This is a genomic window from Vibrio sp. YT-15 (assembly GCF_033337445.1).
Taxonomy (GTDB): domain Bacteria; phylum Pseudomonadota; class Gammaproteobacteria; order Enterobacterales; family Vibrionaceae; genus Vibrio; species Vibrio alginolyticus.
On sequence record NZ_JAWOQR010000004.1, the window covers coordinates 227,859 to 242,908 of the forward strand.

Genomic DNA, 15,050 nt, shown 5'->3' on the forward strand with positions numbered 1-15,050 from the left:
TTAATCAAATGTTTAATATTTTGAGAGAAGATTGTGACGGAAGCGCATCGAAGGGCGGGAAGACCCACAGATAATATCGACGCAAGGGAAAAACTGATTTTCCACGCGCGCGAACTCTTCACCATTATGGCTTATGACAAGGTCTCTACTCGCCTAGTCGCGCAGAAAGCAGGCGTGAACGTGGCGATGATTCGTTACTACTTTGGCAACAAAGAAGGCTTGTTCGAGACCATGTTGCGCGAAACACTGTCACCGATGCAAAAGCAGATGCAGACGTTGGTATCCAACAGTAACGAGCAAAACTTTCTCGATCTAATGCGCACCTACTACCGCGAAATGATCAAGGTACCACAGTTCCCACGCTTAGTTGCCCAAGTTATGAATATGCCCCCATCGGAAACCCAACGCAAACTGCTCGAAAAAGTCTTCGCAGATATCAGCAAGCCAATGCAAGGCGTGATCTTTGATAAGTTGATCGACAGTGGCGTTTTACGAAAAGACGCCGACCCTCAACTTTGTCGCGTTTCTTACATCAGCTTAATGGTGTTTCCTTTTATGGCTCCACCCTCGTTGCTCGCCCTTCATGGTATCGAGCTCTCAGAAGCCTTCTTGAACCGATTATTCGAACACAACATACAACTGATGAAACATGGATTTTTAGACTCGGGCGACCAATATGAAGATAAATAAAAAGCTGCTGTTCTTTCCTGCTCTTGCGGTTGGGGTCGTCATTCTGTTTTTGGCGATTAGCCTCAAACCAGATTTGCCCGTAAAACCCGCAGGAGATCGTGCACGGTTGGTCGAGACAATTCCTCTTGAGCTCAAAGCCATTGCTCCAGTGGCCATAGGTTTCGGCAAGATCGCACCAAAAGTGGAATGGAAAGCGATAGCCGAAGTGACGGGTAAAGTGGTCTACCGCCATCCGCAACTGGAAAAAGGACAAGTGCTGCAAGCAGGAACGGAAATCTTGCGAATCGACCCACTCGATTACGAACTGAAACTGGTTCAAGCTCAAGCCGATCTCAAATCTGCCCAAACCTCTCTGGCTAAGCTGAACCAAGAAGAAGCGAATCTCAAAAGCACCCTCAAGATAGAAGCCAACCGTCTGGTCATCGCCAACAAAGAGTTAGACCGTAAGCAAAACCTACGTAAAAAAGGCCTAACGTCTCAATCGGATGTAGATCAGCAAGAGCAAAGCGCGCTCTCTCAACGTAAGTTAGTACTGGATATTGAAAATCAAATTGGTTTGATGCCGGATGAGAAACGAGTCGCGGAAGCCCTAGTTAAAGTTAATGCATCAAAAGTGGATGAGGCCGAACGCTCGCTTGATAAAACCATCATCACGCTTCCTTACGATTTGCGTATTGCTGACGTAGAAATTGAGAAAAAGCAAGTGGTTAACCTCCAACAAACCATGGTGACAGGACATGGTATTGATGTCATGGAAGTGGAAGCTCAACTGTCCATTCATGACATGCAAACTTTGGCGGCGAGCATCGGTGAGTTTGTCCGCGATGAATCTGGTATTCCACAACCTGATATAAATGCGATTCATGCCAACATTGAACTCAGCAGCGGTAACCTCTCTGCAAGCTGGCCTGCGAAAGTTGCACGCATCAGTGAAACGGTTGATCCAAGCCAAGCGACTGCCGGTGTGATTCTGGAAATTGAACAAGACTACCGTGCATTAAACCCAACGTCTTCGCCTCCATTGGTGAACGGCATGTTTGTGCGAGCCCTAATTGAGGGGCAAGAGAACCCGAGTTGGGTCATCCCAGAGCGTGCGCTCCATGGCGATAAGATTTACCTGATGGGCGATGATAGTCGTCTGCAAGTCGTGACGGTTGAAGTGTTATATCGCCGAAATAACCAAGTGGTGATCGATGGTGAACTAGAGCGAGGTCAGAAGCTGATCATCAACGATTTGCTCCCTGCGATTAACGGCATGCTATTGAAAGAGTCACCTGAACCGTCAGAAGCGGCTATTGAGGAGTCTGATTCATGATCCGATTCTTCGCCAAGCACCCAACGGCAGCCAACTTGCTGATGCTAACGCTGCTGATATTGGGGATTTCTTCGCTTTCCACGATTAAGCGGGAAACCTTTCCTGAGTTTGATCCGCCCTACATTCTCGCTGGTGTGGTTTACCCCGGCGCTTCCCCTCAAGAGGTAGAAGAGAGCATCTGTATCCGAATGGAAGATGCTGTCGATGGCCTTGCCAACATTAAAGAAACGCAATGTGAAGCGATTGAAGGCTCTGCGCGTCTTATCTTAAAACTGAATGAAGAAGCCGACATCGGGCGCATGCTGGTCGACGTTCAAACTCAGATCAACTCAATTAATGACTTCCCGCAAGAGATTGAATCTCCTGTGGTACAAGAGCTAGATTGGAATGAGCCAGTTGTGGATGTCGCCATTACCGCAGATACCACATGGCCAGAGTTAAAAGCTTACGCAGAACAACTTAAGCGCACATTAAAGCTCGATTACGATGTGTCTTTGGTTGAAGTTGCAGGCTTCTCTGACCACCAATACCGAGTAGAGTTAGATACTCAAGCTATCCGACAACTTGGCTTGAGTGTTGGTGATATTGCTGAGCAGATTGGTCGTCAGAACGTCAAGTTGCCAAGTGGTAATGTCGAAACACCAGATAAGAACTTTCTGATCCGCTTTGATGAACGACGTGTGACGCCAGAAGAGCTTGAGACTATTGTCGTGGGCTCTGGTACAAATGGCTCAATCATCCGTCTAAGAGATATTGCGACGATTACCGACCGGTTTGAATTGGACGAACAGAAAGTCCTCTTCGATGGTCACCCTTCTGCCCTACTAAAAGTCAGCAAAAACAAAGAAGATGACGCACTGCGTATCAAGGAACGGGTTGCTCAATTTGTCGAAGAACAACAAGCTATCGCGCCAGACGGTGTGATGCTACAAATGACCAATGACCTTTCATCTGTGCTTTGGGATCGCCTGACCATGATGGTCAAAAACGGTTGGCAAGGTATCATTCTGGTTTTCGCCACCATGTGGTTGTTCTTTAGTTTTCGCTACTCTTTTTGGGTCGCAGCTGGTTTGCCCGTAGCCTTCTTAGGTGGGTTATTTTTGATGGCGCAACTTGGCCTGTCCATCAACATCATGTCTTTGGTCGGGTTACTCATGGCCATCGGTATCATGATGGATGATGCCATCGTTATTGCCGAATCGATTGCCGCTCACCTCGACCGAGGAGAAGAGATCGATGATGCCGTTATCAAAGGAGTGAAAAAGGTACTGCCAGGGGTAATTTCTTCCTTCCTAACTACGGTGTGTATTTTTGGTAGCTTGTTATTCCTGCAAGGTGAAATGGGTGCGGTACTTAAAGCAGTTCCTCAAGTTCTGATCCTCGTTTTGAGTTTGAGTTTGGTGGAAGCCTTCTTGATCCTACCTAACCACCTTTCTCATTCGCTACATAAACAAAAGCAAGAGCGAAAAACACCGAAGTTCAAACAAAAGCTGCTCGCTTCTTTTGAAAACTTCCGCAACACCACCTTGGTCAACGCAGTAGATAAAGTGGTCGAGTATCGCTATGCCTTTATGGGTGGCGTGGTTGCCTTGCTTCTTATCTCCGCTGCCACGTTAGTAGGTGGTTTACTCAAGTTCCAACCCTTCCCGGAGTTGGATGGCGACATTGCAGAAGCGCGCATTATTCTTCCTCCGGGTTCTTCTCTGTCTCAAACGGAAGCTGTCGTCGATAAGATCGTCGCTTCCGCTCAAAAGCTAGATAAAGAATGGACAGAAAAAGTGGAAGACGGCAATCCATTGGTTCTGCACATCACCAGTCAATTCAATGCTAACGCCGACGCGAATGAATCTGGCCCTCACATTGCCACGGTACGTCTGGATTTGCTGGGCGCCGAGAGCCGTAACACACTCATCGATGAATTTATCGACGCATGGCGTGAAGACATTGGTGAACTTGCCGATCCTATCTCACTGGTATTTAAACAACCGACCATGGGGCCAGGTGGACGAGCGATTGAAATTCGAGCGAAGCATGATGAACTGGATGCTCTCAAAGCCGCCTCTATCGACATTCAACAATACTTAAATGAGTTTGACGGTGTCCATGGCGTGTTGGATGACATGCGTATGGGTAAAGAAGAAGTCTTGGTAAAACTGCGTCCGGGCGCAGAAGCTTACGGGATTAACGGCCAACTCATCGCCAATCAATTGCGTGCAGCTTTCTTTGGCCAAACCGCAGACGAGATCCAAGTTGGGGTAGAAAACATTTCCATCGAAGTTCGCCTCGATAAAGCACAAGCCGGTGACTTACAGCAATTGGCAAACTTTCCGATTATCTTGTCCGATGGCAGTCAAATCCCCCTCGCAACCATTGCGACTTTGGATTTCCAACGTAATTACGTAAGAATCCAGCGCATTGATGGCTTGAGGACTGTGAGCGTATTCGGCGATATCGACAATACGAAAGCCAACTCAACCGCCATTATTCGTCAGTTCCAACAGGATGAGGCGCCAAAGCTTATGCAAAAGTATCCTGGTCTTCGCTTTGATTTTGAAGGTGAAGCCAAAGATACCGCTGAAACTGGCGCATCAATGGGTAAAGGTTTCTTGCTTGGTTTGTTTGGCGTGTTTGCGATTCTGAGTTACCAATTCCGCAGTTATTTGGAACCATTCGTCGTCATGCTTGCGATTCCCCTCGCTTTTATTGGCGTGGTATGGGGACACATCCTACTCGGTCACTCATTAAGTATGCCAAGTATGATGGGCTTCGTCTCATTAGCAGGGATTGTGGTGAATGACTCGATTCTGTTAGTTCAGTACATACGCCATCATGTGGATGAAGGGGATAATGTGCATGACTCGGTAGTCAAAGCCAGTCGGGAACGCTTTAGAGCAGTATTCCTAACATCAATGACCACTGCAGCAGGTTTGCTTCCGTTACTGACTGAAACCAGTTTGCAAGCACAGGTTATCCAACCACTGGTTATCTCCATCGTGTTTGGTATTTTCGCATCCACTCTGCTGGTGTTGTTTATGATCCCTGCTGCGTATGCCATTTTAGCTGACTTCGGCCTAGTCCATAAGCACGAAGAAATCTAAAACGACTGATAAGTAAACTTATCAAAATGAACAAGAGCGGCTTAGGTCGCTTTTTGTTCAATACCAATGCGTTAAAAAACACAATCACTTAACAAACAGAGGGTTATTGTGTCTCATTAAGTGTGAATATGAACAGCTAAGGATTAAGTATGTTGAGTTTTATATAACCAAATCAAATAACCAGCACAAGATTTATAATATGTTTTATTGTCAAAAACGGCATTTCACAGAGTAAAAATACACGTAGGCAACACATTCACAATTTAAACTCACGATAATGAAAACATTGATTGAAGAATTAACATTTTAACAATCATTACAACAATGTTAACTTTAGCCTCGTTGGTCGCGCTGGTGGTAAGCCTCTCACCAAGCCTATTGTCAGTTTTATATGGACGTTCGACCACCTCCAAAATGAATAGACACCCAATTTGGTGCCCTTTATTACGCCCGCAGAGGAAATTCTTTGCGGGCTTTTTTCTTTAAGTTGAAAGTCAGAGCGCACAGGATCAATTTTATTTGGTCAATCTCTCAACCTTGGAGGTAGTATACGAATCAACAAGCGGAGACAATTCTAGTAACTCTAACACCTTTTTCTCAAAGGTTTCATCAGCACTTCTCACCCAATCTAAAAACTTTTTTTGAGCAAACATAGGCTCGATTTCATATAAAAATTCAATGCTAAAGTAAAACTCATTTTTGATAGGCAAATTGTACACTCTTCGATAGTCTTTTTTATACTCCAAATTTCCTTCTACATATTTTGAAAATGTATTTTCACCAATCTTGATATCTTGGCATTTGATTGGAGGGTAACCACGAAGAAACTCTCCTACAAGGAACTCTTCTTTCGCTCTCTTTTTTTCTTCGTTTATCGGGTCCATTCCCCAACGATGATTTGCGTACGCAATGGCATCATTCATCAACTCTGTATGATCACCTTTTCGAGAGCCGTCAGGTGACTCTACAGCATGATAAAAATCCACGTACTCTTTCTCTATAAATGAAGATAGTTCATTAACACTAGTAATATATTTATCTGAAGATTTAATCCTTAACCGAATATATAAACCACCTTGTTTATTGATTGGTAATAGTGGATTTATTATTTTATTTTGAAAAGAGAAATAAATCGTGGCCAATTTTATAAACTTTTCATGCCGCTCTACTTTTGAATCAATATTGAACCGTTGTAATTCAATAAAATCTTGGTATACATGTCCTTCATATATGTTGTTCGGACACTCAAATGACAGCACTAAGTCATCTATCTGGAATACATTATGTAACAAGTTTGCAAAATCTGGCTTTCCTCGAAAGCCATCTTTATACATTTTAATAAGGCCCATATATCTAACCCTTGTTCTTTAAATATTCATCAATATCTTTTAAACGTTTACTAGCCATATTATTACCAGACATCATCAGTTGTCGTCGATAAGATTCCACACCGAAATAGGGTAATGTATGTGGGCTCTCTGTGACCTCTCCATTCATCACTAATCCCAAGAATTTACAACAACGAACGAGACTACTTGCAGATAATGGAGTTTGTCTCGCAGCAATATTTGGGACAATATCAAAGGGATTCGTTCGGGTTTTTGTGTAATTAACTTTCAAACCAAGCTGCTGTGCATTTTTCCCTATCTTCGTTGTATTTGTTCCCCCTGCATGCACAACGATTTGTTGATTCAATAGTCTTAAGCTCGGATTATTTTTTCTAACATACTCAAGAGCAGAGTTAAAAATAATGGCACCTTGGCTATGTACTGTCCATTTTACTTCCTTACCCTGCTCTGCACATTGTTTCATTACTGCTGCTAGGTGTTGAGCATTGTGCGAAGTAAAACGAGTTTTGTCATAAACACATTCAATAAGATCCAGCTTCGCATTATCAGAAGGGCTGTGAAACAACGTATACTCTGTTGGCTTATCTTCTTTGTACGCCACCTGCGTATGTACCCCCATCAGTGTCGCCGCTTTCTCATAATCATTCAACATTCCATTTACCGTTGCATGAAGCGTATTGACTTGATGAGTTACTTGAGCTTTAGTGTGGTCCCACTCAGCCAACAATAACTTTGCTTCATCATTGTTCTGCACTCCATTATACTCACCATTTTTACCTGTTTCTTTCTTCACATGATACATTTGGGTTCTTTGATGTGAATGCTTAAAAATAGACTTACCATGCAACTGTCGATCAAAAGCAATATCATGAATTACAATTTTCCCGTCTCTAAGGATACAAGTTAATAAGTAATGATAATTTTTGAAGGGATACCTAGTTCGAAATATTCGAAGCAATGGATTGCGTTTGTGTCTAACTACAGAGGGTGTGCTTGGATTAGATGAAAGAAAATACATTTCTTTGACAACTTGCTTCTGATCATATTCATTCAGAGACGCAAGCATGATGAGGGATTGTCTTGATAAGTATAGTTTTTTATTGCTAAAGAGTGCAGCTGAAAGTCTCACTCTTCCATGTAAGAATTGTTCAACCTCATTAACCGACTTATTATTTAGCCCAATGTAATCAAAAGCCTCTTTCCTTTCAATAAATTCCCAAGTCATTACTAATCCCTCTTCAAATAAAAGTGAACCACATACTAAGGTATTATGAAGGTCAAAAAGGAGATCGGATCTTTTCAAAATTTTAAATATCTAACATCACCTCCACTTTACTGAAATCTACACTTTTAAAAGTTACATCCGCTCCATCCAGCAATAGCTCATCAAACACGCCAACTATTGACAATAAGCTTGAGGATCTGATCTCCACCCATGAAATGAGAAACAAAAAAGCCAGCCTTAAAAGGCTGGCAAGTAGAGCAACAAGGTCAGTGCTTACTGCTAACTAACACCGAACTCGTATTGGATTCATTTTCGTCTGTCAGTCTCTCTTAGCGGCGTTTATGACTTGCTTGCTTTCTCTTTGTGGCACGTTACCTTTACTAACTGTTCTTGCTCATCTTTAATGTTTTTCACGATACGCTCATCACGTGCGTGAATGGCATCCATGTTCATTTGCTGAATATCTGCTATAGCTTCATGTTTCATTTCAGAAAAGTCCTGACGTAAATCTGAGCTCCACTCCTCTTTGTCTAAAGTGTTAGCAGCAGCGATTGGTGATGACATTACAGCAATAAGACTTAGAGTAGATAGAAATACGCTTTTCATAATAAGCTCCTTGAGGATTAGCAGTTAATTTTAATTACAATTCATATATTGCACATACGATGCCAACTTTTATTTTGTTACTTTTCAATAACTTAAATAAAACCTCATATTCAACGTTATCTTCGTCTGGTAAATTTCGCTAACCAAGTGTCAAATTAACCATGCGAATTTAAAACATTAGAAACATATATATTAGAAATGCTTTGTCAGGCAGTTTTCTCATCAGATAATTACGTAACTGCCCACTAAAAAATCACTTTGAATCAAAATGCGGAAACAAAAAAGCAGCCCGAAGGCTGCTCCTAATCGTTAACATCAAGCTTGTTAACTCGATACGCTTGCTTCAACGCTCGACGTCACTGGCGACTTTCTGAAACGATTAATCAAACGATGGATAAACCTCTTAATCGATCTGAAAATATTTTTAATATCTTCAAGCATTAAATACAAACAAGGCACCAACACTAAAGTCAGAACCGTTGCGTACAACACCGCAAAGCCCAAAGCGACAGCCATCGGTATGACAAAACGCGCCTGCAAACTCGTTTCAAACATTATCGGCAATACACCCGCAAACGTCGTTATTGAGGTGAGCGTGATAGCTCGAAAACGAGCACAACCCGCCTCAACAACCGCTTGTTTGATGTTCATACCCTTTTCTCTCACTTGGTTTACGTAATCTGTCATAACCAGAGAGTCGTTGATAACCACGCCAGCAGCGGCGATCAAACCAAATGTCGACATCATACTGATGTCTAAACCTAGCCAGAAATGGCCCCAAATCGCCCCCGTCAGACTAAACGGAATGACGGACATTACAATCAAAGGCTGGGTATAACTTTTTAACGGTACAGCTAACAAGATGTAGACGATGATCATGCCTGCAATAAAGAACAAAATCTGTTCATTACGCTGCGCAGCCTGCTCTTCAATATCACCACCCAATTCTGTTTTCACACTCGAGAACGCTTGCTTCATATCCGGTAAGATATTGTCGTCAATGACCTTCACGATTTCTTGAGGCTCAACCAATTCTTCGTCTATGGAACCATAAACATAAACGGTTTGATACCCGCCTTCACGTCGAATGCTACTCACGCCCGGCTGCTCATTGATCTTCACCACATCACCCAACATGACCTTCTTACCTGCTGGTGTGGTAATCACAGCGTAACGCAATGATGAGAATGCTTCACGCGTCAGTTGCGGGTAACGCACCATAACTTTAATTTCTTCACCATCACGAATAATGCGCTGTGCTTCGCCACCATAAAAGCTGCCACCAACTTGCTCTGCGATCATGGTGAGATCCAGACCGAGATCGTACGCTACAGGCGCAAGAGACAGGAGTACTTCTTTGCTTCCAGAATCAATAGAAGATGAAATATCATATAACCCTTCTTCCTGCTGTAAACGCTCTATCAAGTAACGCCCAGCCTCGTTGAGCTCATTGATGTTAGAACCAAACAACAAGTAACCAAACTCATCTCTGTCACCACCACCCGCACTCTGCTCGCGGATTTTGATGCTCTTCATACCTGGAATAACAGGCATAGCTTCACGCCAACGTCGAGCCAGCTCAAATGTATTGAACGGGCGTAACTCTTCATCAACCAAAGGTACTAATACACGACCTTCGGTGCGGCTTCTGTTGTACGACAGCACATCACGAATCATTCCTTGACCATGTTCTGCAATGGTCTCAGATTCGATCTTTTGCATGACACGTTCAATAGTCTTGAGTGCACTGATTGTCTGCTCACTTGAAACGGTATCATTCATTTCAATAGTGATCGCAGGATAGTCAGTCGGCACTTTAGGGTTAGGGATCACCCGAACATAATTCGCGTTGATCAAAGCCGCGCTGATCAGCAGTAAACCACAGAACACCGCAAACACTGTCCAGCGCCAATGGGTGCATGTTGTTACAAAGTTCCGATATTGACCATTTACAAAACCAAAAAAACGTTGGTTAAATCGGTCACGCCAACCACCTGGTTTAACTGGCTTAAAATGAGTATGCGCAAGGTGTGCAGGAAGGATCAGCTTCGATTCAATCAAACTGAAGATCAAACAAAGAATCACGACCCCCGCGATACCATAAAAGAAGGCACTATCAATACCGCTAGACAACAAGAAAGGGGCAAACACAGCAATTGTGGTTAACACACCGAAAGTGGCTGGTGTGGCAACACGTTTTACACCACGAACCACGTTTTCGACGCCACCGCCCTTTTCTTCGATTTCACTGTACGCACTTTCTCCCATCACGATGGCGTCATCAACTACAATACCGAGCACCATAATGAAGGCAAAAAGAGACACGATGTTTACCGTGATCCCTAATGCAGGCATCATCATTACGGCACCGAGAAAACAGACAGGTAGCCCAATCATTACCCACATAGCCAAGCGGAAACGTAGGAAAATGGTCAGCATAATCGCGACTAATGCAGCGCCTTGCAGCAAGTTTTTCAACATCATGTCGAGACGCCCATTTAAATAATAAGTAGTATCAACTAAAACTTTGAGCTTAACATCCTGCGGTAATGTCTTGTTTTTTGCTTCAATATAATTACGAACGGACTGTGCAACAGGGATAATGTTCTGATCACGAGTTGCTTCAACAGACATGTAGATCGCATTTTGCCCTGAGTATTCAAAATAGCGCTCTTCTTCCGTAAAACCATCTTTGATCGTGGCGATATCTTGCAGTAAAACCTTCGCACCATTTGCGCCAAGCTTTACAGGAATATTTCTAAACTCATCACCACGGTAGTATTGGTTTTCAATCCTTACTGCAATCATCCCTGAATTTGTTTTTACTTCGCCCGCAGAAAAGTTGGCCGAGTAACGGCTGATCGCGCTGCTGATATCGCTCAACGTCAGGTCGTATTTACGAAGAACAAGTGGATCCACTTCAATCGCTATTTCTTCTTCTGGCGCACTCAGATACACCAGCATGACGTTTTCTAACTGAAGTAATTCATCTTCGATTTGCTTAGCAATCGGTTTAAGCTCCTCGAGCGGTCGGTCCCCAACTAACCCCATTTCGATTACATCTTGGCGCCATTCAACTTGGTAGACATTGATTGGTTCCATACCCGCTGGTAAGTTAGACAAAGTATCAATACGTTGGTTTACATCATCTAAGACACGCTTGATATCGGCATTAACGTCTACCTCGATGGAAACATACGCGCTACCTCTAGAGGCCGTTGAGACTGCTTTTTTAATCCCGGTGACATCTTTAATCGATTCCTCGACCTTAACGAGAATACTCTCTTCTATCTCTTGAGGAGAAGCGCCAGGATAAGTCGCACGAACATCAATGTAGTTCACCTCAATATTCGGAAACATCTGCCTTTGAATAAAGAGAAAACTCACCACACCCATGATAATGATGAACACCATCAAAAGGTTGGCAGCGACGGGGTTATTCGCAAAATAGGCAATCAAGCCCTTTTGTTTAGTATCTTCCATGACAAACTCCTACTTACTGTACGACGGTTTCGGAGTCGTCACTCTTTTTTGCGATTTGTACCGCCATGCCTTTTTGAGGGTACTCGGGCAAGGTCAGTACCAACTTATCACTTTGCTCTAAACCTTCGCCCACCAGCAAAAACTCACCTTCTGCTCTCAAAACCGTGACAGTTCTGGGTTGAAGTTGATTATCGCCATTCACCACCCACACGGTACGGTTTTTAACTAATTCCTGTGGTAAGCGATAGATATGCTTAAGTTCCTTACCAGTGAAGCTCACTTCAACGTAGGAGCCGAATTTAATTGGAGGCTGCTGGTTATCGACACCGTATGGGTCCGCGATTTGAATGACCATGTTAATCATTCGGGTAGCGCTATCAATCATGCCTAAATCACGAACTACTCGACCTTCTCTAGTGGTAGAAAACACACCTTGCTGCGTCACTGTCGCAGTGAGTTCACCAATGGATTCGGGTAAAAATGCACTATCAAAACCGGCAATGGGTACGTGCACCTCTGCCACTTCAATGTTGTTTAACGTGGCAACTCGAGAACCAGATGTAACAAATTGACCAACACCAATATCACGCTCAACAACCAGCGCATCGTAAGGTGCAACGACTTTGCAATTTTCTAACTCTCTTTTTGCTCGTTTGAGTGCCGCTTGAGCCGACTTCACTTGGGCTTGTGCGCTCAAAACGTGAGGCTTGCGTAAATACAGATCCGTCACTTGCTTATCGCTCAGTCTCTTTGCCTGACGTTTTGCCACTTCGGCTTTCGCTTGTTCCTCAATCAAGTTTGCGCGTGCACTAGCTAAGTCGGCTTCAGCTTGTAAAACCGACGCTTCATAGTTGTCACTTTCAATTGTGAAAAGAACCTCTCCTCGTTTTACGATGCCACCCGTCACAAAATTCGGGTGCCAACTCGTAACTTCACCACTAACTTGCGCGGAAAGGTGTGTTTTTTCAAAAGGGACTAATTCACCGTGACTGGTAATCACCACTTTGTGATCGGTAGGAAAAAGAGAAGAAGCCTGAACAGTAGGTTCTGTAATTGCATCTTTGGTTGACTCTTTTTCCGGCGCAGTTGCGGCAATTGCAGCATATCCTGCATAAGAGCCTCCAACGACGACGAAGGGTAAAAGCCAACGTAATATGGGTTTTGCTAACATCGAAAATCCTTTTTTATTGTTGTTTTCAACACCACACTTTTATTCAGTCCATTGCTCCCGGTAAGCATGGTGGTGAGAGAATTGAATTTGAATAAACATCAAAGCGGCACTTGCCTAGTCTTTTAAGCAGCGAACTAGATAGTTATTGCCAATTCAAAGTTAATAAAATTAACAAAAAATTAACCAACTGCGCAAGTTGCTCTGACTTAACTTTTATTCTAAACAGCAAATGACATGCCAAGCATTTATTTATTAAAAATCATATGGTTATATAAAAATCATTATTTTATCCAGTGTGCTATTGGTCATAATCACCAGATATTAGTGATTATGACCAATACGGCCATAATGATAATTAAAATAAATGATTATCTGCGCTCTAAAAGTTGAACTTAGTGCAGGCTCTATGGCAATTCATTGATTAATCGCTCGTTATCAAACGGTTCTGGGTGCATGTGGCGTCAGCTTAAGTCTATAATTTGGAGTAGGTAACACTCTGTAAGACAAGGAAATGTGCTTTGTTACAAACGCTCGCCAAGTTGCTCTTCCCCTCGCTGCTCACTATTTTATCGGCATGCTCATCCGTATCGTTGAATGACGCCAGTGAAAAGTCCACCAGCTTTCAGCTCGGTTATCAAAAGGATTCTGTTCTTGCGCAGTACTTTGAAGCTTACGGGAGAGATCCTAAGTCCATAACTGGCTTTGCACCGTTAAATCAGGGACACGATGCCCTTCTTGCTCGAACCTCTTTGATCGAGTCCGCTCAGAAAAGCCTTGATCTTCAATACTATATTTACCGCGGTGACGAAACGAGTCAGCTAATAACGTGGCGCTTGTATGAAGCGGCAAAGCGTGGTGTTCGAGTAAGGCTGTTGCTTGACGATATGCAAAAGCGAAACGACGATGTGATGGCTGCCCTCAATGCACATCCTAATATAGAAATCCGCTTATTTAACCCGCATCAGTATCGCGACTCCCGTTGGTTCGCTCTTGCTAGCGATTTTGAACGTCTTAATCGTCGTATGCACAATAAGTCTCTGATTGCAGACAGTGTTTCCGCCATTGTCGGAGGTAGAAATATCGGCAATGAATACTTCTCTTTTGAATCGCAAGTTGAGTTTGGTGATTTTGATCTTCTGCTCTATGGTGAGGCGGTACAACAAACTGCCGATCAGTTCGACCTCTACTGGAATAGCGCCTATGCGATACCAATGGAATGGATTACACCGAATTCACAGCAAATTACCGACCAAGCGATTCAAAAGCAGGTCAATAAACTCCGGTTAGAGGAAAAGTTTTCAACCGGCCGCTATGACTTCACCCAACTGGATATGTACCAAGATCTAAAACAAGGCAAACTCAAGCTCTACTGGGGAGAAGCGAAAGTATGGTTTGATCTGCCCGATAAAGTCGCAACCCGAGAGAGCCAACTTATTGATAATTTGTCGGAACTGGTTAAAAGTGTTGAGGATTCATTTGTGCTCATCTCTCCCTATTTCGTTCCAACTGAAGTAGGTACTCAAGCATTAAGTAACGCGGCCAAGCGAGGCGTTGATATCACGATTGTGACCAATAGCCTCGCGTCTAACGATGTGTTTGCCGTGCATGGTTGGTACGCAAAATATCGAAAAGATCTACTCGAAGCTGGAATCAAGCTTTGGGAAGTAAAAGCGAGCGCGAAACTCAAAAGTAAGTGGAGCCTCACGGGGAGTAGCAGAGCAAGTTTACACGCTAAAGCAATGACGATTGATAACAAAACACTTTTCGTTGGTTCAATGAACTGGGACCCACGTTCGGCAGCTTTGAATACCGAAATGGCCGTTGTTATAGAACAGCCAGAATATGTGCAAATGTTTCTAGAACAACTGCCGAATCAACTGTCGAGTAACGCCTACGCCTTAACTCTGCGCGACGGGGACATTGTCTGGATCGACGTAAAAACAGGCGAAGAATACGACTCCGAACCAGAAGCAGGAGTATGGCGAAAAATGGGCGCTTGGTTCTCCGGAATATTACCGATTGAAGATCAGCTATAACAGCTGCCAATACTGCAAACCTCCCCAGTCAAGCAAAACAAAATGGACGCTAGTTTTGGGCAGGGTACACAACCAAC

General features: G+C 43.5%; 9 protein-coding genes. 4 read left to right on the forward strand and 5 right to left on the reverse strand.

The annotated features are described in order from the left end of the window. Positions 1–33: 33 nt before the first annotated feature. Genes R7D93_RS10160 through R7D93_RS10170 form a run of 3 tightly spaced genes read left to right on the forward strand, consistent with a single transcriptional unit; the run spans position 34 to position 5,103 of the window. A complete protein-coding gene (locus R7D93_RS10160) occupies positions 34–690 on the forward strand; it encodes a TetR/AcrR family transcriptional regulator (RefSeq protein WP_213903212.1) in 657 nt (218 codons plus the stop codon). Further along, the gene (locus tag R7D93_RS10165; protein WP_225496471.1) at positions 677–2,005 is read left to right on the forward strand and encodes an efflux RND transporter periplasmic adaptor subunit; all 1,329 of its coding nucleotides are present in this window, start codon (positions 677–679) and stop codon (positions 2,003–2,005) included. The genes R7D93_RS10160 and R7D93_RS10165 overlap by 14 nt, the downstream gene beginning before the upstream one ends. Beyond that, complete coding sequence (locus tag R7D93_RS10170) at positions 2,002–5,103, forward strand: efflux RND transporter permease subunit (RefSeq protein ID WP_213867571.1); 3,102 nt, start codon at positions 2,002–2,004, stop codon at positions 5,101–5,103. The genes R7D93_RS10165 and R7D93_RS10170 overlap by 4 nt, the downstream gene beginning before the upstream one ends. Before the next feature lie 515 nt (positions 5,104–5,618). Here the strand turns inward: R7D93_RS10170 and R7D93_RS10175 are convergent. The 5 genes from R7D93_RS10175 to R7D93_RS10195 form a co-directional block, all read right to left on the reverse strand. Continuing rightward, positions 5,619–6,452: a DNAase gene (locus R7D93_RS10175; RefSeq protein WP_213867570.1), complete on the reverse strand. Its 834-nt coding sequence runs from the start codon at positions 6,450–6,452 to the stop codon at positions 5,619–5,621. A 4-nt stretch (positions 6,453–6,456) separates the two neighbouring features. After that, positions 6,457–7,677, reverse strand: a complete 1,221-nt coding sequence (locus R7D93_RS10180; protein WP_225496473.1) for a hypothetical protein — start codon at positions 7,675–7,677, stop codon at positions 6,457–6,459. Positions 7,678–8,016: 339 nt separating this feature from the next. After that, entirely contained in the window at positions 8,017–8,283 is a 267-nt protein-coding gene (locus tag R7D93_RS10185; protein WP_005373876.1) for a hypothetical protein, read from the reverse strand. Between the two features lie 324 nt (positions 8,284–8,607). Next, positions 8,608–11,766, reverse strand: coding sequence for an efflux RND transporter permease subunit (locus R7D93_RS10190; protein ID WP_225496476.1), 3,159 nt, complete (start codon positions 11,764–11,766; stop codon positions 8,608–8,610). 13 nt (positions 11,767–11,779) lie between these two features. Then, positions 11,780–12,937, reverse strand: a complete 1,158-nt coding sequence (locus R7D93_RS10195; protein WP_005387110.1) for an efflux RND transporter periplasmic adaptor subunit — start codon at positions 12,935–12,937, stop codon at positions 11,780–11,782. A 518-nt stretch (positions 12,938–13,455) separates the two neighbouring features. Between R7D93_RS10195 and R7D93_RS10200 the strand changes: the two genes are divergently transcribed. Then, complete coding sequence (locus R7D93_RS10200; RefSeq protein WP_225496478.1) at positions 13,456–14,973, forward strand: phospholipase D family protein; 1,518 nt, start codon at positions 13,456–13,458, stop codon at positions 14,971–14,973. The last annotated feature ends 77 nt before the right edge of the window (positions 14,974–15,050 follow it).

What these genes read in the sequence shown, in the direction of transcription:
- R7D93_RS10165 (WP_225496471.1), top strand. Translation starts at nt 677, where the DNA reads ATGAAGATAAATAAAAAGCTGCTGTTCTTTCCTGCTCTTGCGGTTGGG.
- R7D93_RS10170 (WP_213867571.1), top strand. Translation starts at nt 2,002, where the DNA reads ATGATCCGATTCTTCGCCAAGCACCCAACGGCAGCCAACTTGCTGATG.
- R7D93_RS10175 (WP_213867570.1), bottom strand. Translation starts at nt 6,452, where the DNA reads ATGGGCCTTATTAAAATGTATAAAGATGGCTTTCGAGGAAAGCCAGAT.
- R7D93_RS10180 (WP_225496473.1), bottom strand. Translation starts at nt 7,677, where the DNA reads ATGACTTGGGAATTTATTGAAAGGAAAGAGGCTTTTGATTACATTGGG.
- R7D93_RS10185 (WP_005373876.1), bottom strand. Translation starts at nt 8,283, where the DNA reads ATGAAAAGCGTATTTCTATCTACTCTAAGTCTTATTGCTGTAATGTCA.
- R7D93_RS10190 (WP_225496476.1), bottom strand. Translation starts at nt 11,766, where the DNA reads ATGGAAGATACTAAACAAAAGGGCTTGATTGCCTATTTTGCGAATAAC.
- R7D93_RS10195 (WP_005387110.1), bottom strand. Translation starts at nt 12,937, where the DNA reads ATGTTAGCAAAACCCATATTACGTTGGCTTTTACCCTTCGTCGTCGTT.